The organism is Coriobacteriia bacterium (assembly GCA_031292615.1).
In the GTDB taxonomy this organism is placed as follows: Bacteria; Actinomycetota; Coriobacteriia; order Anaerosomatales; family JAAXUF01; genus JARLGT01.
On the sequence record JARLGT010000122.1, the window covers coordinates 30,088 to 54,457 of the forward strand.

Consider the following 24,370-nt stretch of genomic DNA (forward strand, 5'->3'; position numbering starts at 1 on the left):
GTGACCGACTCCACTCCCGCAATCGCATTCATCACCCTCGGCTGTCCCAAGAACGAGGTCGACTCGGACCGCATGCGTGCCGCAGTCGCCGGCTCGGCGTACATACTCGCCGAGGACCCGGTCGATGCCGATGTCGTAGTCGTCAACACGTGCTCATTCATCCGAGAGGCCACAGAGGAGTCGGTTGCCACCGTCCTTGAGGTCGCCTCGGAGTGGCTGCCGATGCGCGAGGGCCGCTCGCTGATCGTGGCCGGCTGCATGCCGTCGCGCTACGCGGGTGATCTTGCCACGGAGCTGCCTGAAGTCGCGGCCTTCCTCTCGGTCGCCGAGGAAGGCGCCCTGCTCGCGGTTCTCGAGCACGTCACCGGCGTACCTGCGCACGCTGGCGCGAAGGGGAGCGCGACGCGGACGGTCGAAGGTGCCTCGGCATACCTGCGCATCTCCGACGGCTGCCATCGGTCGTGCGCATACTGCGCGATTCCCTCGATTCGCGGCCCGTACGTCAGCGTGGGGCTGGCCGATATCGTCTCCGAGGCCACCGAGCTCGTCGCGCTCGGCGCGCGCGAGATCGTGCTGATCGGCCAAGACATCACCTCGTACGGCCACGACCGCGCGGACGGCGACACGCTCGCCGACGTGGTCAACGCCGTCGCCGCCGTTCCCGGCCTCGACTGGCTGCGCCTCATGTACATACAGCCGGACGGCCTGACGGACGACCTGCTCGCCGCCATCGCCGAGAACGCCAACGTCTGCCACTACCTCGACATTCCGCTGCAGCATGCCTCCAGACGTGTGCTGCGCTCGATGGTACGCAGTGGTGACGGCGCCGCCTTCCTCAACCTGATCGCGCGCGTTCGAGCCGCGCTGCCCGACGTGGTTCTCCGCACCACCATCATCGCCGGCTTCCCCGGCGAGACCCGCGACGACGTGCGTGAGCTGCAGGAGTTCCTGCGCGCCGCGCGCTTCGACTACGTAGGAGTGTTCGCGTACTCTCCCGAGGATGGAACCCCCGCCGCCGAGCTGCCCGATCAAATCCCTGCACGCACCCGACGCGCTCGGGCTCAACGCCTGCGCGACATCGCTGACGAGATCGGCTTCGAGAAAGCCGCCGAGAAGGTCGGTATGATCGTGGACGTGCTCGTGCAGGGCGTCGACGAGGACGAGGGTGTCGTTGTCGGCCGCTGGCGCGGACAGGCCCCAGAGATCGACGGCTTGGTACTGCTTGCTGGAGGGGTGGCCGGACAGATAGTCTCGGCGACGCTGGTCGATTCCCTCGGCTACGACCTGGAAGGCGAGGTGCGCTGAAGTTGGCTCAGTCAGAAGGCGCGGGCGTGCGGCTGAACGCGGCCAACAGCGTCACGCTCGCTCGCATGATCTTCATACCGATCTTCCTTGTGGTCCTGCTTGCCGACTGGCCGCGCTGGTTCACGGCGCCGCAGATGCTCTACGCGGCTCGTCCCTGGATCGCGGCGGCCGTCTTCGCGATCCTTGCGGCCACCGATGGCGTGGACGGCTACCTCGCCCGCTCACGCAACGAGGTCACGACGTTTGGCAAGTTCCTCGATCCACTCGCCGACAAGCTGCTGGTCACCGCCGCGTTGCTGGCGCTCATCGAGATGCACGTCCTGCCCGCTTGGATCGCGCTTGTCATCATCTCGCGCGAGTTCATCGTCTCTGGCCTGCGCATGGTTGCCTCGGCCGAAGGAGCGGTCATCGCGGCCTCCTGGTACGGCAAGATCAAGACCGTGCTGCAGATCGCTGCGGTGTTGCTCTTCATCGTCAAGGACAGCGCGACCTTCGCGAGCCTGCCGGCCGACGCGCAGGTCTACGTGCAGGTAGTCGCTTGGAGCGTGATGGGCGCGGCCGTGGTCATGACCATCATGTCGATGGTGGACTACTTCATGCACGCCCGTGACGTGCTGATAGGCCCGTGGTCCGGCGCCACGTCGCTTGCGAGCGACGAGCAGCTCGCCTGCGAGGCAGCGTCTAAGGAAACTGACGAGACCGTCGGCTAGCGGGAGGCTTCTGTTATGCGCGAGCGCCAGAGCGCGGCTATCGTCACCATTGGCTCCGAGCTCGTCGAGGGCCTTCGAGTCGACACCAATACCGCCGAGATTGCGCGCGACATCTCGCGCTTCGGGTTTCGCGTGGACGAAGCAATCAGTGTCGGTGACGACGAGAACTTGCTTGCTGATACTCTGCGCCGGCTCGGGCGGGTGCACCAGATGGTCGTGGTGACCGGCGGGCTGGGCCCCACTCACGACGACGTCACGCGCGACGCGGCTGCGGCTGCACTCGGCATCCCGATGGAGGCCGACCCTTCGCTCACTGCGTTCCTCCAGCCGTTTCTCGCGCGCCACAACGACCCGCGCTCGGCGGCGCAAGTGCTCACGCAGGCGTTCGTGCTGCAGGGCGCCGAGGTCTTGCGACCAACCAATGGCACCGCGGCAGGGCAGGTCGTCCCCACGCCCGCCGGCTCGCTGGTATTGCTGCCAGGACCACCCCGCGAGATGCGCCCCATGCTCGCGCGCGTCATGGATCGCTTCACGCCCGACCGTGCTGAGCCGCGCGAACTGGGCGTGACCGGCCTACCCGAATCCGACGTGCAGCATGCGGCCCAGACCGCGCTGGCCGCGTTCGACGGGATCCAGCTCACCGTGCTCGCCAAGCCGGGCGACTGCCGCGTGATCCTGCTCGACGACGGCGCGGGGGAGGCCGCACTTGATCGCGCAGCCAACGCTGTGGCCGCTGAGATCGGTGCACCGTGCTACTCCACCGACGGCTCAACGCTCGCGGAGGCCATCGTCCGCGAAGCGACGGCCCGCAAGGTGACGCTCGCGGTTGCCGAGTCGTGTACGGGCGGCATGGTCGCGGCCGCACTGACTGACGTGCCGGGTTCCTCGGCGGTTTTTCTCGGCGGAGCTGTCACGTACTCGAACGCTGCCAAATCGCGACTCTTGGCCGTCGATCCTGAGGACTTGAAGTTCTTCGGAGCCGTGAGTCGCGAAGTGGCGCAACAGATGGCTGAGGGAGCCCTGGACGCGTTCGGTGCCGATGTCGCCGTCTCCGTGACGGGAATCGCCGGTCCTGACGGCGGGACCGCCGACAAGCCAGTCGGAACCGTGTGGTTCGGCGTCGCGTCGCGCATCGGCGAGGGCGCTGACGCCCAGGCTTCAGTCGCATGGACGGGGGCGAGCCGAGAGGCGATTCGCGCGCGCGCCGCCTCGTCGGCGCTGAACCTGATTCGCCGAGAGGTTCTCAAGGCGTGAGTAAGACGCGCTGTTTCGTGGCCGTCGAGCTGCCTGACGTGGTCCGCGTGCGTCTGGACCAGGCCCGCATCGCGCTCGTCGCCCAAGCGCCCGAGTGGGGCGCCGAGAAGTGGGTCGCTTTGCACAACGTGCACCTCACGCTTAAGTTCCTCGGCTCGCTTGGCGAGGACGACATGTTGCGGATGCGCCGCAGCTTGGCCGAGGAGCTTGCGGGAGTGCTCGCCTTCTCGGTGGACGTTACGGGTCTCGATGCAGTGCCGAGGACGGCTCGCTGCTCAATGCTGTGGGCACGTCTCGGCGACCCCACCGCGCGATGCGCCAATCTCGCGTCTCGCGTCGAAGCCGCCGCGGTGGCCTGCGGACTGCCTCGCGAAGATCGCCCGTTTGCGCCGCACGTTACGCTCGCGCGTGCGCGGAAGCCTCGGCCACTCGCAACTGACGCCTTGACCAGCGCTGATGCCGTCCTGAGACACCCACCGCTTTCGATGTCAGTGCTGTCCGCTACGCTCTTTGCGAGCACGTTGACACGTACCGGACCGGTTTACGAGACCGTTGAATCGTGGGCCTTCCGGGATGAGACGGTCGGCGCGCCGGAATAGCCAGGCGGACGTATCGTTCGCGTTGACATCGAACAGGTGTTCGTGTAGGGTCGAATCGCCCCGAGGGGACTCCCGGCACCGGATAGGAGCGAGTGAGGCATGGACCGCGAGAAGGAAAAGATACTCGGCGTTACGAAGGAAGCAATCGAGAAGAAGTTCGGCAAGGGGTCGCTCATGAAGTTGGGCGAGCACGCCGCAACCGACTCGGTCGCTGCGATTCCCACCGGCTCGCTCGCTTTGGACGCTGCGCTCGGTATCGGCGGCGTCCCACGCGGTCGAATCGTCGAGATCTACGGCCCGGAGTCGTCGGGCAAGACAACCTTGGCGCTGCAGATCGTCGCCGAGGCACAGGCGGCCGGCGGCGTTGCGGCGTTCATCGACGCCGAACACGCGCTCGACCCGAGCTACGCGTCGCGCCTGGGTGTCGACATCGACGAGATTCTGATCTCGCAGCCTGACACAGGTGAGCAGGCGCTGGAGATCTGCGACATGCTCATTCGCAGCGGCGCCATCGACGTCGTCGTCATCGACTCGGTCGCCGCGCTCGTGCGCCGCGCAGAACTCGAGGGCGAGATCGGCGACACAACCGTCGGCCTGCAGGCCCGGCTGATGAGCCAGGCACTGCGCAAGCTCGCAGGCTCGCTAAACAACACCAACACCACGTGCATCTTCATCAACCAGCTGCGCGAGAAGATCGGCGTCATGTTCGGCAGCCCGGAGACCACGAGCGGCGGCCGTGCGTTGAAGTTCTACGCCACGGTACGCATCGACGTGCGCCGCATCGACTCGATCAAGCAGGGTACCGAGATCGTCGGCAACCGCGTCCGTGCCAAGGTCGTCAAGAACAAGGTCGCGGCGCCGTTCCGCATGGCCGAGTTCGACCTGATGTATGGAACCGGCATCAGCAAGGAAGGCTCCGTGCTCGACCTCGGCGTCGAAGAGGGCATCGTCGCCAAGTCCGGAGCCTGGTACACGTACGGCGCCGAGCGACTCGGACAGGGCCGCGAGGCCGCCAAGGACTTCCTCAGGGAGAACCCCGGCCTGCGCAACGAGATCGAGACAAAGGTCCGCCTGGAGCTCGGCTTGCCTGTGGTCGTTGCGGCCGCGCCCGTCGATGAGCCCGCAGCAAAGAAGGCAGCCGACAAGACGCCGGCCGCCGTCGCAGAGTAGCGACTCGGGCATGTGCCCGCTGATCGTGCGCATCGAGGACGCCGGGCCTGACCGCAAGGCCCGGCGTCTCGTGTTCGATGATGGCTCCGAGTCGAGACTGACTTCGGCGGCGGCCGTCAAGTCCCTGGGGATAGCGGAGGGCCTCTCGGTCAGCGGCTCGATACTCGAAGCCTCTTTGGCGGAGGTGGAGCTGCCACTCGCCAAGGAACGCGCCCTGATGCTGCTTGGGTATCGAGATCGCTCCCGCGCCGAGCTCGCTCGCAAGCTGCACGATGCCGGGTACCCAACTGCGGTCTCGGCCCAGGTTGTCGAGCGCTTCGTCGAGATCGAGCTTGTTGACGACGAGCGGTTTGCGGCCGCGTGGGTCAGGACGCGCGCCGCGGCCGGGTACGGCGCCCGGCGAATCGGCCAGGAGCTTGCGCAGAAGGGGATAGACCCGGACACCGCCGCTGCGGCACTGGAGCCGATTGCCGGGAGCGACGAGCAGCTCGCAAGGGCCCGAGCCGTGCTTCGAGAGCGGGTGCCGGCTGACCGCAAGGAGCGTGACAAGTTCGTGCGCAGGCTGGTGACCAAAGGGTTCAGCCTTCAGACGGCCATTCAAGCGCTCGAGACAGCCTCGGATGACGAGGAAGACCCCGACGCCTAATAACCGTTCGCCCCGACATATCACCATTCGTCGGAAACCTGGCCGACGTTGCCCGCCGTTTTGGGACACGGCCAACGCGCTCAACCTGCGCGGCACCTCCGTCAGGGGCCCCTCCGTCGGCCGTGCGACGCGCACCCTGACCTTGACGGTTATCCCTGCTCACGGGTACGATTCGCGATGGCATCAATGATCCTCCGCCGTGTGAATTCGGCGGTTTCTATGTAGCACGCAAAGACGCTCGGACAGGAAGGCCGCAAGGTCATTTCTGGCGTATCCGAGCATATCCTGGCCAAACATAGGCGGACTCATCGATGCCGGACGCTCTGTCGTCCGGCTTTCCTCTTCTCGGGGACTCCCTTCGACAGCAGGCGTCGTCCGACGACATAACAGCAGCGAGTCGAAAGGAGGGCGAAGTTGACTGGGACAATCCTGGGCGCGCTTGTCGCGTTGATAATCGGCATCGCCCTCGGCTATGCAATCAACCGCTACCTGATCAAGGATCGTACCGCGCGCGCTGCCGACGAGGCAGAACGTCTGGTTCGAGATGCGGAAAAGCAGGCCGAGACTGTCAAGAAAGAGGCATTGCTCGAAGCGAAGGACGAGATCCTGCGCTCACGCCAGGAGGCCGAGGCTGACAACAAGGAGCGTCGCAAGGAGATTCAGGTTCTCGAGTCGAGGATGTCAGAGCGTGAGGCGTCCATCGACCGCCGGGCCGAGTCGCTCGACAAGCGCGAGCACGCACTTTCCTCGCAGCAGGGCCAGATCGCCAAGGCCGAGAAGGACCTCGAGGACCTGATCGCCGAGGAGCGCGACCGCTTGGAGCATCTGGCGAGCATGACTGCGGACCAGGCACGTGAGGAGCTGCTGAACCGCGTCCGCGAGGATGTCAGCCGTGACGCCGCCGCTATCATTCGCGAATCGGAGGCCCGCGCCCGCGAGGAGGCCGACAAGCGCGCGCGCAACATCGTCGGCATCGCCATTCAGCGGGTGGCGGCAGATCACACCGCCGAGTCGACCGTGTCGGTCGTTCACATCCCGAGCGACGACATGAAGGGACGCATCATCGGCCGAGAGGGTCGCAACATCCGCGCGTTCGAACAGATGACCGGCATCAACCTGATCATCGACGACACTCCCGAGGCCGTCATTCTCTCGAGCTTCGACCCGGTGCGTCGCGAGATCGGGCGCATCACGCTCGAGACTCTCATCGCCGACGGCCGTATCCACCCGGCCCGAATCGAAGAGATGTTCCAGAAGGCCGAGCAGCTCGTCACTCAGCAGATCCACGAAGCTGGCGAGCAGGCGGCGTTCGACAGCGGCATCCACGGGCTGCACCCTGAGCTCATCCGCACCCTCGGCCGCTTGAAGTTCCGCACCAGCTATGGCCAAAACGTCCTGAAGCACTCGCTTGAGGTCAGCTACCTCGCGGGCGTGATGGCTTCAGAGCTGGGCGTCGATGTCCAGTTGGCCAAGCGCGCAGGCCTGCTGCACGACCTCGGCAAGGCGATCGACCACGATGTCGAGGGACCGCACGCACTCATCGGCGCCGATCTTGCGCGCCGCATGAACGAACCCAAGGCCGTCGTTCACGCCATTGAGGCGCACCATGGCGACGTTGAGCCCAACACGGTCGAGGCCGTGCTCGTGCAGGCTGGCGACGCAATCTCGGCCGGTCGTCCCGGTGCCCGCCGAGAGACCCTCGAAAGCTACATCAAGCGGCTCGAGAAGCTTGAGGCCGTTGCCAACTCGCACAAGGGCGTCGAGAAGACGTATGCGATGCAGGCGGGCCGCGAGATCCGCGTCATGGTCAAGCCCGAGCAGATCTCGGACGCTGATGCCACGGTTCTGGCTCGCGACATCGCCAAGCAGATCGAGGACGAGCTCGAGTACCCCGGCCAGATCAAGGTCATGGTCATCCGCGAGAGCCGCTCGGTCGACTACGCGAAGTAGCTCCAGGCCACATCAAACCGCCGAGAAGGCCTGCCGAGTCTGGCAGGCCTTCTCTTCATCTCTTGCGCGGGAGCCTCGCGCATACCATCGGCGCGCCGAGCGGCGGCACGGAGCTCGGGGGCGCCGGGCCCGAGGTGAGCGTCGAAGGCGGGCACGACGAATGCCCTATTGCTCTACCCTCCCGCGACGGATGCGCTGCCTGTAGACTGCAACGCATGACTTCTTCAGACGAGCTTCTCAACTTCGTAAGCGCTGTCTCCGGCGACACCTTCCTCAAGGTCGAGGAGAACTTCGGTGACGGCTACGTGCGCCTCAAGATCTCCGAGGCCGAGCGTCGACAGGCCAAGCACGACATCCGCAGCGCCGAGGACATCATCGTCGAGCTGCTGCGTAACTCTCGTGACGCCCATGCCCGTCGCATCTTCGTGGCGTGTGGCCGAGAAGGCGACACCCGAACGCTTGCCGTCGTGGATGACGGCGTGGGCGTGCCGCGAGCCATGGCCGAGAGGGTCTTCGAACCGCGAGTTACCAGCAAACTCGATTCGATGGTGATGGATCAGTGGGGCGTGCACGGCCGAGGCATGGCGCTTTTCTCCATCCGCAGTAACGCTGCAAGCGCCCGTATCGCGGCTTCGGACACCCACAAGGGCGCGTCGGTAGTGGTGGAGACCGACTGCAAGCAGCTTTCCGAGCGCGTCGACCAGTCCACTTGGCCTACAGTCGAACGAGACGAGAACGGCGCGTGGAAGGTGGTTCGCGGCCCTCACAACATCGTGCGTCAAGTCGCCGAGTTTGCCGTGGAGCATCCGGGCATCGAGCTGTACTTTGGTTCGGTGACTGAAGTCGTGGCCACGATGTTTGTCACCGCGCGACGCGAGCTCGACGCCTCCGAGCTTCTCTTCTGCGACGACTTGGCCAAGCTGCCAGTCTGGCTGCGCTGCGGCGCTGCCTCGGACGCCGGAGAGCTTGCCGACGTCGCCGAGGAGATCGGACTGACCATCAGCGAGCGCACCGCGCACCGCGTGCTGGCCTCCGACATAGCGCCGCTGGTCTCGGTGCTCGACACTCTCACTCACGCCGAGCAGCCCTCGGTCATCTCGGCGGGGCCGGACATCTACAAAGACCGACGTGGACTGAAGATCGACCAGCGAGATCTCTCGGCCTTCCGCGCCGACTTGGAAAAGGCGTTCGATTCGATCGCTGAGCGCTACTACCTGCACCTAAGATCCGAGCCTAAGATCAAGGTGGGCAAGGACGATATTCGTGTACGCTTCGAGGTCGAGAAAGAGGACTGACGCTCGAGACGGCACCACGCTATACTTATCGACGCACCTTTTTGCAGACGCACCGCTCTGGTAGCAACGATCACCCTAGAAACGTAGACGCCGCAGCAACCTGCGGCTCGCACCACGCACATCCCAGGGGAGGGACCGTGGAAGTCCTCAAGGTGTCTAGCAAGTCCAACCCGAACTCAGTTGCCGGCGCACTGGCTGGCATCGTTCGCGAGCAGGGTTCCGCCGAGATTCAGACGGTTGGAGCCGGCGCGCTTAACCAGGCAGTCAAGGCGATTGCGATCGCGCGCGGATTCATCGCGCCGTCCGGTCTCGAGCTGACTTGCATTCCAGCCTTCGCCGACATCGAGATCAACGGCGAGGAGCGCACCGCGATCCGCCTTCTGGTGGAGCCGCGAGACATGCACCGCTAGCGCAGTTGTGCCGATGAAGGCCGACCTCCACGTCCACACAACAGCCTCCGACGGCACGCTGTCGCCGTCCCAACTCGTGCAGCGCGCTTCGCACAACGGTGTCGATGTACTTGCGATTGCAGACCACGACTCGGTCGACGGCCTCGCCCAGGGAGCTGCCGCTGCTCGGCGCGCGGGCATCGTGCTGATTCCAGCGGTCGAGCTGTCCGCGGTCGCTGATGGCCGAGACACCCACATCCTTGCGTACTTCGTCGATCCCCAAAGCCCTCTCCTCGCGGCGCAGCTCGTGCGGCTGCGCGCCGCTCGCGCGATTCGCGCAGAGGCGATGGTTTCCGCACTCAGAGCGGCAGGCTACCAGATCGAGCTCGACGACGTGCTGGCTCTGTCGGCCGGAGGGGCGGTTGGTCGCAGTCATGTGGCCCGCGCGCTTGTCGCGGCGGGCTATGCCGATACGGTCGCGCTTGCGTTCCAGACGCTGATTGGGCGTGATCGGCCGTTCTACATCGCGAAGCAGAGCGCGTCGCCTGCCGACGTGGTCGCTGGCGTCCGCGAGCTTGGAGCAATCCCCGTGCTCGCACACCCAGGTGTCACGGGCGTTGACGACCTGATTGACGGAATGATCGAGGCGGGGTTGCTCGGCATAGAGGCGTACCATGCCGACCACAGCGCCGACCAGGTCGCTCGGTACTCGGCGCTTGCGGCCGAGAGGGGACTGCTCGTCACCGGAGGAACCGACTTTCACGGCCCAGCTGCGCCCAATCCGGACGTCGGAGCGGTCGATGTACCTGAAGTCGCCGTTCGGGCGCTCATAGCCGCCGGAGAGCGTCTGGGACGCTCCTGAGCGCGGCTTCGCTCGGCATGTGGCGTGCTACACTGCCACCCGCCATGCAGACATACCTGATCCGCACCTTCGGGTGCCAGATGAACAAGCACGACTCCGAGCGTGTCGCGGGCCTTCTTGCTGCCCAAGGCCTGACGCCTGTTGAACTCGCAGAGGACGCCGACGTCGTGGTTTTCATGACGTGCTGCGTGCGCGAGAACGCCGATGAGCGCCTTCGCGGTCAGGTGCGCTCGCTCAAGAGCGTCAAAGCTGGCCGTCCGGGGCAACTAATCGCGGTCGGTGGCTGTATCGGGCAGCGCGACGGCGAGACCCTCTTGCGGCAGATCCCTCACATCGACGTCGTCTTCGGCACGCACAACATCGCGCACCTGCCCGTGCTCCTCGATGCAGCAGCGGCCGAGCGTCAGCCTCAAGTCGAGGTTCTCTCTGAGGCCGATGACTTCACGACCGATCTCCCCACCCAGCGCGAGCACCCGTGGCACGCGTGGGTGCCCATCACAGTGGGCTGCAACAACTTCTGCAGCTACTGCGTCGTGCCGTACGTGCGAGGTCGTGAACGATCCCGAACCCTCGAGGACATCGTGAGCGAAGCAGATAACCTCGTGTCTCAGGGTGTACTCGAGGTCACCCTTCTCGGGCAGAACGTGAACTCCTACGGACGCGACATCTATGGCGAGCCCCGCTTCGCTGAGGCCCTTCGCGCGGTAGCCGCGACCGGCATACAGCGGATTCGCTTCGCGACCAGCCATCCGAAGGACCTGTCGGCGAGCACGATTGCGGCCATGGCCGAAGTGCCGGCGGTGATGCCCTACCTGCACCTGCCCGTTCAGTCGGGCTCGGACACCGTGCTGGCAGCTATGAATCGCCGATACACCCGAGCCGACTACCTCGCCTTGGTCGCGCGCATCAAGGCCGCCGTACCTCACATCTCCATCTCGACGGACATCATCGTTGGCTTCCCAGGGGAGACTGAGGCTGACTTCGAGGGGACCATGGAGGTCGTGCGCACCGTGGGCTACGACCAGGCCTTCACGTTCATCTACTCTCCTCGGGAGGGCACGCCCGCCGCGCGCATGGAGGGCCAAGTGCCACGCGAGGTATCGCAGGAGCGGTTCGACCGACTGGTCGAGCTGGTCCAGTCTTCGGCGCTCGAGAACTCGCTGCCACTCGTGGGGACCGTGCAGCCTGTGCTCGTTGAAGGTACGAGCAAGCGCGACGACTCCATGCTTTCGGGCCGCACGGCCGCCAACAAGATGGTGCATGCGCCGCTGCCTGAGGGCCACTCGGCAGACGAGTACACGGGTCGAATCGTGAACGTGACGATCGATCACGCGCAGACGTGGTTCCTCTCAGGGCAGCTGGCGGGTACAGACCAGTAGGAGGCGCCTCGGCGGCACCCGCGGCCATCGCGCTCCGATAACGTGCCCGCGTCAGGGGAGGCTCACCGTGCCTACAGACGTGTTCGGAGTCATTTCACCTCATCCGCCTATCTTCGTGCCGGACGTCGGTGGCCGAGAGGCCCACGTCGCCCAAGCCTCGCTGGATGCCTTGGAGACCGGCCGTGCAGCTCTCGCTCGGTTCGCTCCCGAGACCATCGTGCTCATGTCTCCGCACGCGCCGGCTGCCGCAGACGCATTCATCGTTGACGTCAGCGATCGGCTCACCGGCTCGCTCGAGCAGTTCGGCGCACGCAAGGTCTACTCGTGGCCGGGCGACCCCGAGCTCGCGCGCGCCATCGTCGACGGCATCGACGCAGCAGATATCCCGGCGATCACGCGTGACGTCGATGACCGGCTGCGTCCCGGCTGGCTGGATCACGCTTCCATCGTGCCGCTTTCGTTCCTCGAGCCCACCGAGTCCGTTCGCCTCGTCATCCTGTCGCTGTCGTATCGCCCATACGCCGAGCACCGCCGCGTCGGGGAAATAGTGCGCCAGGCCGCCGAGAACCTCGGCCGTCGCGTGGCTTTCCTTGCGAGCGGCGACATGTCCCATCGACTCAAGCCAGGCGCTGCGGCCGGATACTCCCCGCGGGCCGTCGAACTCGACGCCGCGATTGAAGAACGAGTCGCCGCCGGGCGGTTCTCGGCGTTGATGGAGCTCGACCCCGATCTCGTCGAAGCGGGAGGGGAGTGCGGACTGCGCTCTCTGATCACCTTGGGCGGCTTCGCAGGCGACGATCCAGTTCGCTCCAAGGTGCTCGCGTACGAAGGGCCGTGGGGCGTAGGCTACCTGACCGCGCTCGTCGGCGACGAGGCGATCGAATCCTACCAGCGCGTTGCAGCTGCCGTTGCGCAGACGGGCCGGAAAGGCGGTATGGCCGGCACTGAAGAGAGCGAGATCGTGAGTCTGGCGCGCGAAACGATCGAAGCCTACGTGCGCGACGGAACGGTGCTTGAGCCGGCGCAGCTGGCTGGCGCCGAGTACCCCGAGCGCGCGGGAGCCTTCGTGAGCCTCCACCGACTCGGGATGTTGCGCGGTTGCATCGGCACGATCTCGCCAACGCGCCCGACGCTGGCGCAGGAGGTCGCCGCCAACGCAATCCAAGCCGCTACCGAGGATCCGCGCTTTCCGTCGCTTGGCGTCAATGAACTCGCCGACCTGGAGGTCAAGGTCGACGTGCTTCACGCCCCGGAGGCCTGCACGCTCGACGATCTCGATCCAAAGGCCTACGGCGTGATCGTCACGCGAGGATACCGGCGGGGCCTTCTGCTTCCCGACCTTGAAGGAGTCGACGACGTCGCCTCTCAGGTCGCAATCGCGATGCAGAAGGCGGGACTTCCCCCGGACTCCCAGTGCGACCTGCAGCGATTCAAGGTTGACCGCTACACTTAGCGCATGACCTCAGCCGACACGCCAGCCAGCCCAGACTCGCCGCCACGCGTACTCGCCGTGGTCGGCCCCACTGCTGTGGGGAAGACCGCGGTGGCTGAAGAGCTCGCCGTGCGACTCGGCGGCGAGATCGTATCGGCCGACTCGATGCAGGTCTATCGCGGCATGGACATCGGCACGGCCAAGCCAGCGCCCGCTGAGCGTCGCGTGAAGTACCACTGCCTCGATCTCGCCGAGCCGGGCGAGGCGTTCTCGGCGGCGCTGTACCAGATCGCGGCTCGAGAGGCCATCTCTCACATTGCTGGGCGCGGCGTCCTGCCGGTCGTGGCCGGGGGCACAGGGCTGTACGTACGTGCCGCGCTCGACTCCCTGGAGTTTCCCGCCGGCGAGCAGCTCGGCAACGCTGCACGCGCGCGCTACGAAGCGATTGCGGCGAAGCGCGGTCCTGAGGCGCTGCATGCGCTGCTCGCCGAGCGCGATCCGGCCTCAGCAGCGGTGGTGCACGCCAACAACGTGCGGCGCGTCGTGCGCGCACTGGAGATGGCCGACGAGGGCGTCAGCTACGCCGAGCAGCGCGAGGGTTTCTCGGCGAGGGACAGCGTCTACAGCACCCGCTTCATCGGGCTGACGATGGACCGCCCGCGACTGTACGAGCGCATCGACGCGCGCGTGGATGCGATGGTCGCAGCGGGCCTGCTCGACGAGGTCCGCGAACTGCTCGGCAGGGGGCTGCGCGAGGCACTGACGGCGTCCCAAGCGATCGGCTACAAGGAGTTCGTGCCGGTCATCGAGGGTGGCGTGGAGATCGACACCGCTGTCTCGGAGGTCAAGCAGGCGAGCCGACGCTACGCCAAACGGCAGCTCACATGGTTTGCCGCCGACCCGCGTGTCAGGTGGATCGACGTGACCGAACTGACGATTTCGCAGGCAGCGGAAGCAGCGATGGGTACGCTAGACTGGTAGGCCATTCAGGGGCACGAAGCTCTCGCCCGAGGATTCGAGGAGAGGTTTCCATGGAGTTGCGGTTCGTGAAGATGCATGGTCTGGGCAACGACTTCATCCTCTTCGAGGATCTCGCCGAGGAACTCGACCTTGCTCCAGAAGCCATCGCGTGGTTCTGCGACCGCCACTTCGGAGTAGGCGCCGACGGGCTGATTCTCGTGCGCCCGGCCACCACGGACGAGGCCGACTACTACATGGCGTACTTCAACGGCGATGGTTCGGTCGCCGAGATGTGCGGAAACGGCGTACGTTGCTTTGCGAAGTACTGCGTAGACCACGGCCTGATTCCTCAGGACCGCAACGAGATGGTGGTCGAGACGCTGGGCGGTCTGAAGCCGATCCAGATCACGCGCGCCTACGACGAGACGCTGTACCTCGCGACCGTCGACATGGGCGAGCCGATTCTCAGGCCCGCCGATATACCGACCAACATGCGGTGCGGCGGAAACGACGACATGGTGATCTCGTGCCCACTCGAGACGAGCGCAGGCACGTTCGATGTGACTCCGGTTTCGATGGGCAATCCTCACTGCGTGCTGTGGGTCGACGACGTCGACGAAGCCGACGTTGACACGATCGGCCCCGTGATTGAGACGCACGAGATGTTCCCAGCCAAGACCAACGTCGAGTTCGCGCAGCTCATGGAGGACGATCGCATCCGGCTGCGCGTCTGGGAGCGTGGCTGTGCCGAGACGCTCGCATGCGGTACAGGCGCGTGTGCGACGCTGGTAGTCGCCTCGCTGACCTGCCGAGTCGGCCGAGAGGCCACCATCGAGCTGCCCGGCGGCGAGCTTGCGATTCGCTGGGCTGAGGACAACCACGTCTACATGACCGGTCCCGCCGTCGAGGTGTTCTCGGGCAGCATTGCCATCCCCGAAGACGACGACCTGGACGACTAGGAGTCATCCCAGGTCACCCGAAGTCGCATCGCGTTGCGCTCGTAACGCGGCCGCAACGTTGGCCGCGACCGCCAATGCTACGATGGGAACCACGGCCGCCAAGGCCTTGCGAAACGACTGCCACCGAAGACGAGGAGTGACACCCGTTGAGGACCGCCAAGCGTATGGAGAACCTGCCGCCGTACCTGTTCGCTGAGATCGACCGGAAGAAGGCGATCAAGCAGGCAGAGGGCGTTGACGTCATCTCGCTGGGCATTGGGGATCCCGACATGCCCACGCCGCAGCGCATCATCGACGCGATGGCGGTGGCGATCACGAATCCCAAGAATCACCAGTACCCCAGCTACTCCGGCTCGGTGCCGTACCGCAAGGCCTGCGCCGAGTGGCTGAAGCGCCGTTTCGACGTCGAAGTCGACCCCACTACTGAGGTGCTCGCGCTCATCGGCAGCAAGGAAGGTATCGCGCACATCTTCCCGGCGTTCGTCGACAACGGCGACTACGTGCTGGTTCCGGGAGTTGGCTATCCGGTCTACACGACCGGCGCCATCCTCATCGATGCGAACGTCCACTACATGCCGATGAACGAGTCCAACGATTGGATGGCTGACTTCGAGTCGACTCCGGCCGATGTGCTCGCCAAGGCGAAGCTCATGTTCCTCAGCTACCCGAACAACCCATCTTCGGCGATCGCGACGCCGGAGTACTTCGACCGAGCAATCGCGTTTGCCAAGAAGCACGACCTGCTCATCGTCCACGACAACGCCTACTCCGAGATCGCATTCGACGGCTACCGGCCGCCGAGCTTCCTCGAGCGTCCCGGGGCTATGGACGTCGCCATCGAGCTGTTCAGCTGCTCCAAGGCGTACAACATGACCGGCTGGCGTATTGCGTTCGCCGCCGGCAACGCGACGGCTATCAAGGCGTTCGGCACCGTCAAGTCCAACATCGACTCGGGCGCCTTCACGGCGATCCAGGACGCGGCCATCGAGGCGATGCTCGGCGACCAGTCCGATGTCGCCGAGATGTGCGATCTGTATCAACGTCGGCGCGACCTCGTGATGGACACGCTGGGCAGCATCGGTCTGTCGGCGCGCGTGCCGAAGGGCACCATCTACGTCTGGGCAAAGATCCCCGAAGGCTACACGTCGGCGCAGTACGCCGGCGAGGTACTCGACAAGGCCGGCGTCATCGTTGCGGCGGGTAGCGCCTATGGTCCCGACGGCGAAGGCTACATCCGCATCTCGCTCGCGACGCCCGACGATCGCCTCGTCGAGGCGCTCGAGCGCATCAAGACGATGCTGTAGCGGGAAGCGGGAATACACGCAAGCGTGACCCACACCAAACGTACAGAGCCACAGACCGCCGAGGACCTCGCGACACACGATCGCGCGGTCCTCGTTGGCGTTGACCGAAGCGACTCTCGCTGGCCCATCGACGAGTCCCTGGCCGAGTTGGCTCGGCTCGCTGACACGGCCGATGTAGAGGTCGTCGCGGTGGTCACGCAGAAGCTCGACCGTCCCAACCCCAAGACGTTCGTGGGCGGCGGGAAGGCCGATGAGATCGCCGAGACGGCCACGTCGCTCGACGCAAACATGGTGATCTTCGACGACGAACTGTCGCCGGCACAGCAACTCAACGTCGAGGCCCTTCTGCCCGATACGCGCGTCATCGATCGCACCGCACTCATCCTCGAGATATTCGCCATGCACGCCGTCACGCGCGAGGGCAAGCTGCAGGTCGATCTGGCGCAGCAGGAGTACGTGCTCCCACGCCTTCGCGGCATGTGGGGCCACCTCGAGAAGGAGCGGCTCGGCGGAGGGCGTGGATCACGATTCGGTGCGGGCGAATCACAGCTCGAGACCGACCGCCGAATGGCGCACAAACGCATCGCGCAGCTCAAGCGCGACCTGCGCGACGTCAGCCGCGAGCGCCAGCTGCAACGCAAGTCGCGCGCGCGCAGCGGCGTCTACCGCGTCTCGCTCGTCGGCTACACCAACGCCGGCAAGTCGACGCTGCTCAACGCGCTGACCGGCGCAGACGTGCTGCAGGCCGACATGCTCTTCGCGACGCTAGACTCTACAACGCGCCGCCTGAGCCTGCCCGAGGGTCGCGAAATCACGCTGACCGATACGGTCGGCTTCATACACAAGCTGCCCCATGGGCTGGTCGAGGCCTTCAAGTCCACGCTTGATGAAGTTGCCGAGGCCGATTTGCTGCTTCACGTCACGGACGCCGGCGCTGTCCAGCGCGACGCGCACATGCTAGCCGTGAGAGAGGTGCTCGACGAGATCGGCGCCTCGGCCACACCGAGCCTCATCGTCTTCAACAAGGCAGACACGCTTTCAGCCGAGGACCGCTCGTTGCTCGAGCGCAAGTTTCCCGCGGCCGTCTTCGTCTCCGGGCTCACGGGTGAGGGTCTTGACTCCCTTCGCACCCACATCGCCGAGGAAGCAGCCAAGTGCAGCCTCACGCTGACCGTGCTCGTGCCCTACACGCGCGGCGACGTCGTCACACTGGCCCACGAGCGTGCGCTGATCGTCAGCGAACGTCACACGGAGAGTGGAACCCAGCTCGTCTTGCGCGTGCCCGCCGAGATGGCGCCGGCATTCGAGGAGTTCCGCATCCCGCCCGAGCCGCTCGAGATAGCTGCGCCGTAGGCCCTGACGCTCCGAAGCAAACGGCCCCGACGCGATTCGCTCGGGGCCGTTTGATTGTTGCGCTGAGACTCCTAGAGGCGCCGGAACAGCGCGACTACCTTGCCCAGGATACTCACGTCGCGCGAGTAGATGGGCTCCATCGAGGAGTTCTGCGGCTGTAGGCGGATGCGGTCTGGCTCGCGATAGAACGTCTTGACCGTGGCCGAGTCATCCAGCATCGCAACGACTATGTCGCCGTTGTTGGCTGTGGACTGCTGGTGGACCACCACAAAGTCGCCGTCCATGATGCCGACCTCGATCATCGACTCACCCTTGACGCGCAAGATGAACGTCTGGTCGTCAGCCATCTCGGCGGGAAGAGACATCGTCTGCTCGATGTTCTCGGCGGCGAGGATGGGCTGGCCGGCCGCCACCTGTCCGACGACCGGAACTGCGCGCACCGAGCCGTAGTCGATTCCGCGGTCGGTCTCGCGGTAGTCGAGCACTTCGAGGGCGCGCGGCTTAGAGGGGTCTCGGCGGATGAAGCCCTTGGCCTCAAGAGCGGCCAGGTGCGAGTGCACGGTAGAGGATGAGGATAGGCCGACGGCCTCTCCGATCTCGCGAACGCTCGGCGGATAACCGCAGCGGTGGATCTCGGCACGGATGTAGTCGAGGATCTGCTGCTGCCGCTTCGTGAGCTCGCGCTGGTAGGTCATCGAAGGCCCCCTAGATATCGAACGCTTGTACGGCACGAGTGTACGCGCTGTCACCAAAGCGTGCAAACGTGCGTTCGATAGTTCTACTTGTATTACGAACATATGTTCGGTACAGTGTTGTCGAACACATGTTCGTATACGTACGTCGGCTCGATGTCAGACCCGTTCGGTAGGGTGCGAGTCGTCACTACGAACAAGGACAGGGGAGCTAAGCCATGAGTAGCACAGTCGCAGCACGCAGCACCCGATTCAACACCGACACTCGCGCTGCCCGCCACGCAGGCCGCAAGCACGCGCGCGCTGTTGCGTGGGCAGAGATCGTTGCGCTCGTCTTGATCGCAGTCGCGCTCATCATGGCCACGGTGCTGACCGCGCGCCACTCGAGCCGCGCCGTGGCCAGCGAGCGCATGCGTGTCGAGAGCGGACAGACGCTCTGGGCGCTGGCCGCGCAGCACCCTGTAGCCGGCCTGACCACCGAGCAGACCGCCGGGCTGATCGCGAGCCTGAACCACATCAGCGATGGGCGCGTCGCGAGCGGCACGACCATCTACGTACCGGCGCAGCACACCGCAAACCTGGCAGTTGCCTGCCGCTAGCGAGTCCCAAGAAGCGCGCAGATAACCCCGCTACGTTCCTGACCGCGGGGTTATCTGTGTTTCAAGCATGCAATTCGACGCCCTCCTGACACAATTGCCGTTGTGACCCTATATCTAGTGTGTTAACTTTCAAGTTAACCTAGATGTAGGGGTGGAGATGCGCTGTCCGTTCTGTGGCCATGACGAGACGAAGGTTGTCGATTCGCGCGTTTCGGAGTCTCAGGACGCTATTCGACGCCGACGCGAGTGTCTGAAGTGCGCGGAGCGTTTCACGACCTACGAGCGGCGCGAAGAGATGCCGCTGATGGTCGTCAAGAAGACGGGCGAGGTCGAACCGTTCGACCACGGAAAGCTGCTCCGAGGCCTGATGGTCGCCACCGCCAAGCGCAACGTCTCAGTCGAGCGCCTCGAGGCGCTGATCAACGACATCGAGTCGGAGTTGCACAACACGTTTCGCTATGAGGTCGACAGTAGCCTGGTCGGCGACATGGTCCTGAGGCGCCTGCGCGACATAGACAAGGTCGCCTACGTGCGCTTCGCCTCTGTCTACAAGGAGTTCCAAGATCTCGACGAGTTCACTTCCGAGCTCAAGAACCTGAGCTAGCACCACTCAGCTTGTTCCGACGCGCGCGGCATGAGGGGCCTCATCGCCGGGAGAGGGGTTTGGGTCGTTGATCGTGCACGTGCCGTCACGCGTGGCCACCAAGGACGCTTTGTCGTTTCCGACATCGCCGAGCAGTGAACCCACCGGCATCGCCGCAACGGTATCCGACTCCCGACCCAACTGGCCCGGTCGTCGCGCCACCACGATTCTCCTCGGCGGGTGCAATCTCTCCTGCCCCTTCTGCTTCGATCCCGAGCACGTCGGCAGCAAGCGCGCCAACACGTCCGTCTCCCAAGTCGTCGAGCAGATCTCTCTTCGCGCTCCGACGCTCGATGGCGTTGTGATCAGTGGTGGCGAGCCGACAACGTGCGTGGCGCTCGGCTCACTGCTCCGTGCGCTCGCGGCAACCGGTCTGCCGGTGAAACTCGACACGAATGGAACCAACCCCGACGTGCTCGAGGCTCTGATCGAAGCCGGACTCCTCGACTTCATCGCACTTGACGTGAAGACCACACCGGAGCGCTACGACAGACTTACGGGCGGGACGCGGGTGTGGGAGCGCGTCGAACGCTCTGTCGCGCTCCTCGCAAACGGCGAGGTGGACCACGAGTTCCGAACGACGTGCTACCCGTTTGCGCTTCCCTCGGCCGACCTTCCGTCGCTGGCTGCCCGTCTGGCAGGCGGCAAGCGCTTCGCACTCCAGCAGTTCCAGCCTCGCCGTACGCTCGACCCGGCAGCCGCCACAGTGTCACCGTACTCGGTCGATGAGCTGCGCCGTGTCGCCATTCGCTGTGCAGTTCACCTTCCAACTGTCGTTCGGGGAGTCTGAGATTGCAGCTGCCGATCAAACGACTCGACACAGGCCTCCCACTTCCGACCTACGCACACGATGGCGACGCCGGACTCGATCTACTTTCAGCCACTGACTGCACGATCGCGCCCGGCGCTCGCATGCTGGTGCCCACAGGCGTCGCGGTCGCGATTCCCGACGGCTTCGCGGGCTTCGTCCAGCCGCGTAGCGGCCGCGCACTCAAAGACGGCCTGTCATTCGCCAATACACCGGGTCTTATCGACGCGCACTACCGGGGCGAGATCAAGGTGATCGCCGTCAACCTCGACGGCGAGACCCCAATCCGCATCTCGCGCGGCGACAAGATTGCCCAGCTCGTCATCCAGCGTGTCGAGCGAGTGCAGCTCGCCGAGGTCGACGACCTTGGCGACACCACGCGGGGGGAGGGCGGCTTTGGCAGCACGGGCCACAGATAAGCCGCGCGTCCGCGTCGCGGCCCTCATGGTGCTCGACGGCCGCATCGTGCTGGTCCGACATCGCGCAGGGGCCTCCCGCTACCATCTGCTTCCCGGAGGGGGAGTGGACTGGGGAGAGACGCTCGAGCAGGCCCTCACTCGCGAGATCGCCGAGGAGACCGGCCTGGAAGCGACAGTCGGCCGCCTGCTCTTCGTCAACGACACGATCGACCCAAGCGGCGGTCGCCACGTGGTCAACATCACGTTCGAGGCCGCAGTCACCGGCGGAGAGATCACCGCGACCCCGGCCGACCCTCGCGTAGAAGCAGTCGACCTTTTCGGCACCGACGAACTCGCGCAGCTCGATCTGCGTCCACCTATGGCCGCAGCGATTGCGGCTTGGTTGACCGGAGTCACCCCAACATCGCCGTACTTGGGCTCGCTGTTTACACCCGGCGCGTAGGCAGTGAGCTTGTTGCTTGTCATAAGTCAGCCGAGCGTTCCAAGCTCTGGCCCGAGAGGAGTGTGGTGTAGAGCGAGAACCTGCCTCGACTCGTCTGTGAGTCGACTCGCGACAACGTTGCATTGCTCGTAATCAGAGGAAGGGCAAGTCTGTGGAATCCTTTTTCAAGTTCAAGGAGCGCGAAACCAACCTCAGGACCGAAGTCCTGGCCGGCGTCGTCACCTTCATGACGATGGCCTACATCATCTTCGTCAACCCGGGTCTGCTCTCGGCGGCGTTTGGCACCACTCCTGCGGCTCAGGCCTCTTGGATTCCGGCGCTGGCGACCGCAACAACGCTTGGTGCGGCCATCATGTGCCTCGCAATGGGCTTCTTCGCGAACCGCCCGTTTGCGCTTGCCTCGGGCATGGGGCTGAACGCGGTCGTCGCCTTCAGCATCATCATCGGCCTGAAGGTTCCGTGGCAGGTGGGCATGTCGGTTATCTTCGTCGAGGGCGTCATCATCACCCTCATCGTGCTCACGGGGCTGCGGGAAGCGGTCATGAACGCGATTCCGCTGAACCTGAAGCGGGCAATCGGCGTCGGTATCGGCCTGTTCATCACGTTCATCGGCCTGGTCGACGGGAAGATTGTCGTCGCCAATCCAGACACTCTCGTCTCGCTCGGCGACTTCACGAAGCCGGCCGTCTGGGTCACGCTCATCGGCCTGATCGCAATCATGGCGTTCATGGCGTTGAAGGTGAAGGGCGACATCCTGTGGGGAATCCTGGTCGCTACGGTCGCTGCGCTGCTTCTAGGCGTTACGAAGCTCCCGACAGGCATCGTGGCTCCGCTCGACTTTCGCACGTTTGGCGCGCCGTTCCAGACGGTCACTATGGCGTCCGGCGTGAAGGGCATCGCAGTGCTGCAGATCTTCACGGGTGCGCTCGCGCCAACGTTGCTTCTCTTTGTGTTCGCGACGATGCTCTCCGACTTCTTCGACACGATGGGCACCGTCCTGTCCATCGGCGAGCAGGCCGGCTTCGTGCAGCCTGACGGAAGCGTGCCGGGCATTCGCAGCATCCTGACCGTCGACTCGATCGCCGCGGCCGTCGGTGGCTTCTTCGGCGCATCCTCGATTACCACGTACATCGAATCCGCGTCGGGCGTGGCCGAAGGCGGACGCACCGGCCTGACGTCTATCGTGGTCGGCATCCTGTTCCTGGTCTCGGCGTTCTTCTCGCCGATCATCGCGATGGTCGGCGGCGCCCAGCCAATCACCGCCGGCGCGCTCATCATCGTTGGCTTCCTGATGATGGAGACCGTCCGCGAGATTCCGTGGACCGACTTCGAGAACGCGTTCCCGGCGTTCTTGACGATCGTCGGTATCCCGCTGACGTACAGCATCAGCTACGGCATCGGGCTCGGCTTCATTTGCTACTGCCTGATCAAGGTGTTCCATGGCAAGGCGAAGGAGATCCACTGGCTGATGTGGGTCGTCAGCGCGCTGTTCATCGTCACGTTCATCATGCCGCTCATCCAGAAGATGATCGGCGGCTAGACACACAACATCGGCCGGCTCGGCCAACTCGCCGAGCCGGCCCGACTACTTACGAAGGAGGGTGTTAGTGGCAGCAGCGAAGGACGTCGTCCAGACTGACGAGATTCTGCCTATAGGTCGCGCGATCCCGCTTGCGCTCCAGCACCTCATGGCCATGTTCGGTGCAACGGTGCTCGTGCCGTACCTGACCGGCCTTGACGTGGGCGTAGGCCTGATGACCTCGGGTATTGGCACGATCATCTATCTGATTTGCACGCGCAACAAGATTCCGAGCTACCTCGGCTCCAGCTTCGCGTTCATCACGCCGCTCATTGCCGTTGGCGGCGGTGCGGCGGCTATCGCCGCAGGTCACGGGAACCTCCCAGCGGCACTGGGTGGCCTGGTCGCGGCGGGCTTCGTCTACCTGATCGTGGCCGCCTTCGTGAAGGCGTTCGGTACCGGGTGGATCAACAAGCTCCTACCGCCGGCACTCGTGGGTTCGGTCGTCATCGTTATCGGTCTGGGCCTCTCGTCTACCGCGGTGAAGATGTGCCTTTACCCGCTCGCCGACCCGACCAAGCCGGTCAACCTGATCGGGATGCTCGTCGCGGCGATCACCCTGGGCGCTGCAATCGTCTTCTCTAGCTTCTTCAAGGGCTTCACCAAGGCGATCCCAATCTTGCTGGGCATCGTGGTTGGTTACATCGTCGCCATTCCGCTCGGTTTGGTGGACTTCAGTGCGGTGGGGGCAGCCGCTTGGATCGGCCTGCCGCATCTGACGTTTCCGACGTTCGACCTCAACGCGATTCTTATCATCGCACCGGTCGCCATCGTGGTCATCGTCGAGCACATCGGGCACCTGCTCGTAATCAACGAGATCACCGGCAAGGACTTCACGCCGATGCTGCCCGAGTCGCTCATGGGCGACGGTTTCGCAACAATCTTGTCTGGCGCCGTAGGCGGCACTCCGTCGACCACATACGCCGAGAACATCGGCGTCATGGCGGTCACAAAGGTATACGCGACGCAGGTGTTTTGGTATGCGGGCGCGTTCGCGTTCATCATCGGCGGATTCATCCCCAAGGTGAACGCAGCGATTCACTCCATCCCGATCCCGGTCATGGGCGGAATCTCGCTGCTTCTCTATGGCCTGATCGCCGCTAGCGGCCTGCGCCTGCTGGTCAAGAGTGGCATCGATTTCGGGCACAGCCGCAACCTGATTCTGGCCAGCGTCGTGCTCGTGGTCGGCATCGGAATGGACACCGGCGGCTTCACGATTCCGCTGGGTCACTACTCGATCCCCGGCATGGAGCTCGCCACCATTCTCGGCATCTTCCTCAACGCCGTGCTCCCGCAGGAGAGTGAAGGACTGGCAGTCGACTCGCCAGGCTTCGACGCGGAGCTCCAGGCTGAGGCAGCCGAGGCTTCGAACTAGCTGCTCACACACCGAAGCGGTGTCACCGACGGCCCCGGGCTGCGATAACGCGGTCCGGGGCCGCCTCGATGGCGTATACGAATGGTAAGGTTATGCCTCGGCAACGTGGTGGTGGGTGGCACAAGCGTTGCACCTGTAAGGCCTGCCATCCGACCGGACTCCACCCACGCATCGCGAAATGGGAGACGAATGCCCGAGGACTCCAGAGTGCAACTCCGCCGTCAGAAGCGTCGTCGGTCCAGTCGC

24 protein-coding genes are annotated in these 24,370 nt (G+C 64.8%); 23 read left to right on the forward strand and 1 reads right to left on the reverse strand.

Annotation, left to right across the window (positions count from 1 at the left end):
• The 16 genes from rimO to hflX all read left to right on the forward strand — a co-directional run bounded on the left by rimO (window position 1) and on the right by hflX (window position 17,567).
• Window positions 1-1,305 carry a 30S ribosomal protein S12 methylthiotransferase RimO gene (rimO, locus tag P4L93_11240; protein MDR3687518.1) on the forward strand — a complete coding sequence of 435 codons (1,305 nt, stop codon included), beginning with the start codon at window positions 1-3 and terminating at the stop codon, window positions 1,303-1,305.
• Between the two features lie 2 nt (window positions 1,306-1,307).
• Window positions 1,308-2,015 carry a CDP-diacylglycerol--glycerol-3-phosphate 3-phosphatidyltransferase gene (gene pgsA / locus P4L93_11245; protein ID MDR3687519.1) on the forward strand — a complete coding sequence of 236 codons (708 nt, stop codon included), beginning with the start codon at window positions 1,308-1,310 and terminating at the stop codon, window positions 2,013-2,015.
• Between the two features lie 15 nt (window positions 2,016-2,030).
• Window positions 2,031-3,269 carry a nicotinamide-nucleotide amidohydrolase family protein gene (locus tag P4L93_11250; GenBank protein MDR3687520.1) on the forward strand — a complete coding sequence of 413 codons (1,239 nt, stop codon included), beginning with the start codon at window positions 2,031-2,033 and terminating at the stop codon, window positions 3,267-3,269.
• Complete coding sequence (gene thpR / locus P4L93_11255) at window positions 3,266-3,868, forward strand: RNA 2',3'-cyclic phosphodiesterase (GenBank protein MDR3687521.1); 603 nt, start codon at window positions 3,266-3,268, stop codon at window positions 3,866-3,868. Before P4L93_11250 ends, thpR begins: the two co-directional genes overlap by 4 nt.
• A gap of 99 nt (window positions 3,869-3,967) precedes the next feature.
• Entirely contained in the window at window positions 3,968-5,038 is a 1,071-nt protein-coding gene (gene recA / locus P4L93_11260; protein MDR3687522.1) for a recombinase RecA, read from the forward strand.
• 10 nt (window positions 5,039-5,048) lie between these two features.
• Window positions 5,049-5,684, forward strand: a complete 636-nt coding sequence (locus tag P4L93_11265; protein MDR3687523.1) for a regulatory protein RecX — start codon at window positions 5,049-5,051, stop codon at window positions 5,682-5,684.
• 414 nt (window positions 5,685-6,098) lie between these two features.
• Window positions 6,099-7,634 carry a ribonuclease Y gene (gene rny / locus P4L93_11270; GenBank protein ID MDR3687524.1) on the forward strand — a complete coding sequence of 512 codons (1,536 nt, stop codon included), beginning with the start codon at window positions 6,099-6,101 and terminating at the stop codon, window positions 7,632-7,634.
• Between the two features lie 215 nt (window positions 7,635-7,849).
• Window positions 7,850-8,929: an ATP-binding protein gene (locus P4L93_11275; GenBank protein MDR3687525.1), complete on the forward strand. Its 1,080-nt coding sequence runs from the start codon at window positions 7,850-7,852 to the stop codon at window positions 8,927-8,929.
• 137 nt (window positions 8,930-9,066) lie between these two features.
• On the forward strand, window positions 9,067-9,339 hold the full coding sequence (locus P4L93_11280; protein ID MDR3687526.1) for a stage V sporulation protein S: 273 nt from the start codon (window positions 9,067-9,069) through the stop codon (window positions 9,337-9,339).
• 13 nt (window positions 9,340-9,352) lie between these two features.
• Window positions 9,353-10,180 (forward strand): PHP domain-containing protein, encoded by an 828-nt coding sequence (locus P4L93_11285; GenBank protein MDR3687527.1) that lies wholly within the window; start codon window positions 9,353-9,355, stop codon window positions 10,178-10,180.
• Between the two features lie 44 nt (window positions 10,181-10,224).
• Window positions 10,225-11,559, forward strand: coding sequence for a tRNA (N6-isopentenyl adenosine(37)-C2)-methylthiotransferase MiaB (miaB, locus tag P4L93_11290; protein MDR3687528.1), 1,335 nt, complete (start codon window positions 10,225-10,227; stop codon window positions 11,557-11,559).
• A 67-nt stretch (window positions 11,560-11,626) separates the two neighbouring features.
• A complete protein-coding gene (gene amrA, locus P4L93_11295) occupies window positions 11,627-13,012 on the forward strand; it encodes an AmmeMemoRadiSam system protein A (protein ID MDR3687529.1) in 1,386 nt (461 codons plus the stop codon).
• Window positions 13,013-13,015: 3 nt separating this feature from the next.
• A complete protein-coding gene (gene miaA, locus P4L93_11300) occupies window positions 13,016-13,972 on the forward strand; it encodes a tRNA (adenosine(37)-N6)-dimethylallyltransferase MiaA (GenBank protein MDR3687530.1) in 957 nt (318 codons plus the stop codon).
• Between the two features lie 50 nt (window positions 13,973-14,022).
• On the forward strand, window positions 14,023-14,910 hold the full coding sequence (dapF, locus tag P4L93_11305; GenBank protein MDR3687531.1) for a diaminopimelate epimerase: 888 nt from the start codon (window positions 14,023-14,025) through the stop codon (window positions 14,908-14,910).
• Between the two features lie 146 nt (window positions 14,911-15,056).
• Complete coding sequence (locus P4L93_11310; protein MDR3687532.1) at window positions 15,057-16,214, forward strand: LL-diaminopimelate aminotransferase; 1,158 nt, start codon at window positions 15,057-15,059, stop codon at window positions 16,212-16,214.
• Window positions 16,215-16,238: 24 nt separating this feature from the next.
• A complete protein-coding gene (gene hflX, locus P4L93_11315) occupies window positions 16,239-17,567 on the forward strand; it encodes a GTPase HflX (GenBank protein MDR3687533.1) in 1,329 nt (442 codons plus the stop codon).
• Window positions 17,568-17,638: 71 nt separating this feature from the next.
• Here the strand turns inward: hflX and lexA are convergent, their stop codons facing one another.
• Window positions 17,639-18,262: a transcriptional repressor LexA gene (gene lexA, locus P4L93_11320; protein MDR3687534.1), complete on the reverse strand. Its 624-nt coding sequence runs from the start codon at window positions 18,260-18,262 to the stop codon at window positions 17,639-17,641.
• Between the two features lie 215 nt (window positions 18,263-18,477).
• Here lexA and P4L93_11325 point away from each other — a divergent pair, with 215 nt between their 5' ends.
• The 7 genes from P4L93_11325 (at window position 18,478) to P4L93_11355 (ending at window position 24,124) form a co-directional block, all read left to right on the forward strand.
• Window positions 18,478-18,858 (forward strand): LysM peptidoglycan-binding domain-containing protein, encoded by a 381-nt coding sequence (locus P4L93_11325; GenBank protein ID MDR3687535.1) that lies wholly within the window; start codon window positions 18,478-18,480, stop codon window positions 18,856-18,858.
• Between the two features lie 157 nt (window positions 18,859-19,015).
• On the forward strand, window positions 19,016-19,462 hold the full coding sequence (gene nrdR, locus P4L93_11330; protein ID MDR3687536.1) for a transcriptional regulator NrdR: 447 nt from the start codon (window positions 19,016-19,018) through the stop codon (window positions 19,460-19,462).
• Window positions 19,463-19,535: 73 nt separating this feature from the next.
• Window positions 19,536-20,291: an anaerobic ribonucleoside-triphosphate reductase activating protein gene (locus P4L93_11335; GenBank protein ID MDR3687537.1), complete on the forward strand. Its 756-nt coding sequence runs from the start codon at window positions 19,536-19,538 to the stop codon at window positions 20,289-20,291.
• Window positions 20,292-20,293: 2 nt separating this feature from the next.
• A complete protein-coding gene (dut, locus tag P4L93_11340) occupies window positions 20,294-20,728 on the forward strand; it encodes a dUTP diphosphatase (protein ID MDR3687538.1) in 435 nt (144 codons plus the stop codon).
• Window positions 20,706-21,170: an NUDIX hydrolase gene (locus P4L93_11345; protein MDR3687539.1), complete on the forward strand. Its 465-nt coding sequence runs from the start codon at window positions 20,706-20,708 to the stop codon at window positions 21,168-21,170. The genes dut and P4L93_11345 overlap by 23 nt, the downstream gene beginning before the upstream one ends.
• A 151-nt stretch (window positions 21,171-21,321) precedes the next feature.
• Window positions 21,322-22,710 carry an NCS2 family permease gene (locus P4L93_11350; protein ID MDR3687540.1) on the forward strand — a complete coding sequence of 463 codons (1,389 nt, stop codon included), beginning with the start codon at window positions 21,322-21,324 and terminating at the stop codon, window positions 22,708-22,710.
• A 67-nt stretch (window positions 22,711-22,777) separates the two neighbouring features.
• Window positions 22,778-24,124, forward strand: coding sequence for a solute carrier family 23 protein (locus P4L93_11355; GenBank protein MDR3687541.1), 1,347 nt, complete (start codon window positions 22,778-22,780; stop codon window positions 24,122-24,124).
• Window positions 24,125-24,370 lie beyond the last annotated feature (246 nt).

Excerpts from the sequence above, each read along its gene's own strand:
- P4L93_11250 (MDR3687520.1), top strand. The coding sequence starts at position 2,031 with ATGCGCGAGCGCCAGAGCGCGGCTATCGTCACCATTGGCTCCGAGCTC.
- recA (MDR3687522.1), top strand. The coding sequence starts at position 3,968 with ATGGACCGCGAGAAGGAAAAGATACTCGGCGTTACGAAGGAAGCAATC.
- P4L93_11265 (MDR3687523.1), top strand. The coding sequence starts at position 5,049 with ATGTGCCCGCTGATCGTGCGCATCGAGGACGCCGGGCCTGACCGCAAG.
- P4L93_11275 (MDR3687525.1), top strand. The coding sequence starts at position 7,850 with ATGACTTCTTCAGACGAGCTTCTCAACTTCGTAAGCGCTGTCTCCGGC.
- P4L93_11285 (MDR3687527.1), top strand. The coding sequence starts at position 9,353 with ATGAAGGCCGACCTCCACGTCCACACAACAGCCTCCGACGGCACGCTG.
- miaB (MDR3687528.1), top strand. The coding sequence starts at position 10,225 with ATGCAGACATACCTGATCCGCACCTTCGGGTGCCAGATGAACAAGCAC.
- miaA (MDR3687530.1), top strand. The coding sequence starts at position 13,016 with ATGACCTCAGCCGACACGCCAGCCAGCCCAGACTCGCCGCCACGCGTA.
- dapF (MDR3687531.1), top strand. The coding sequence starts at position 14,023 with ATGGAGTTGCGGTTCGTGAAGATGCATGGTCTGGGCAACGACTTCATC.
- lexA (MDR3687534.1), bottom strand. The coding sequence starts at position 18,262 with ATGACCTACCAGCGCGAGCTCACGAAGCGGCAGCAGCAGATCCTCGAC.
- P4L93_11325 (MDR3687535.1), top strand. The coding sequence starts at position 18,478 with ATGAGTAGCACAGTCGCAGCACGCAGCACCCGATTCAACACCGACACT.
- nrdR (MDR3687536.1), top strand. The coding sequence starts at position 19,016 with ATGCGCTGTCCGTTCTGTGGCCATGACGAGACGAAGGTTGTCGATTCG.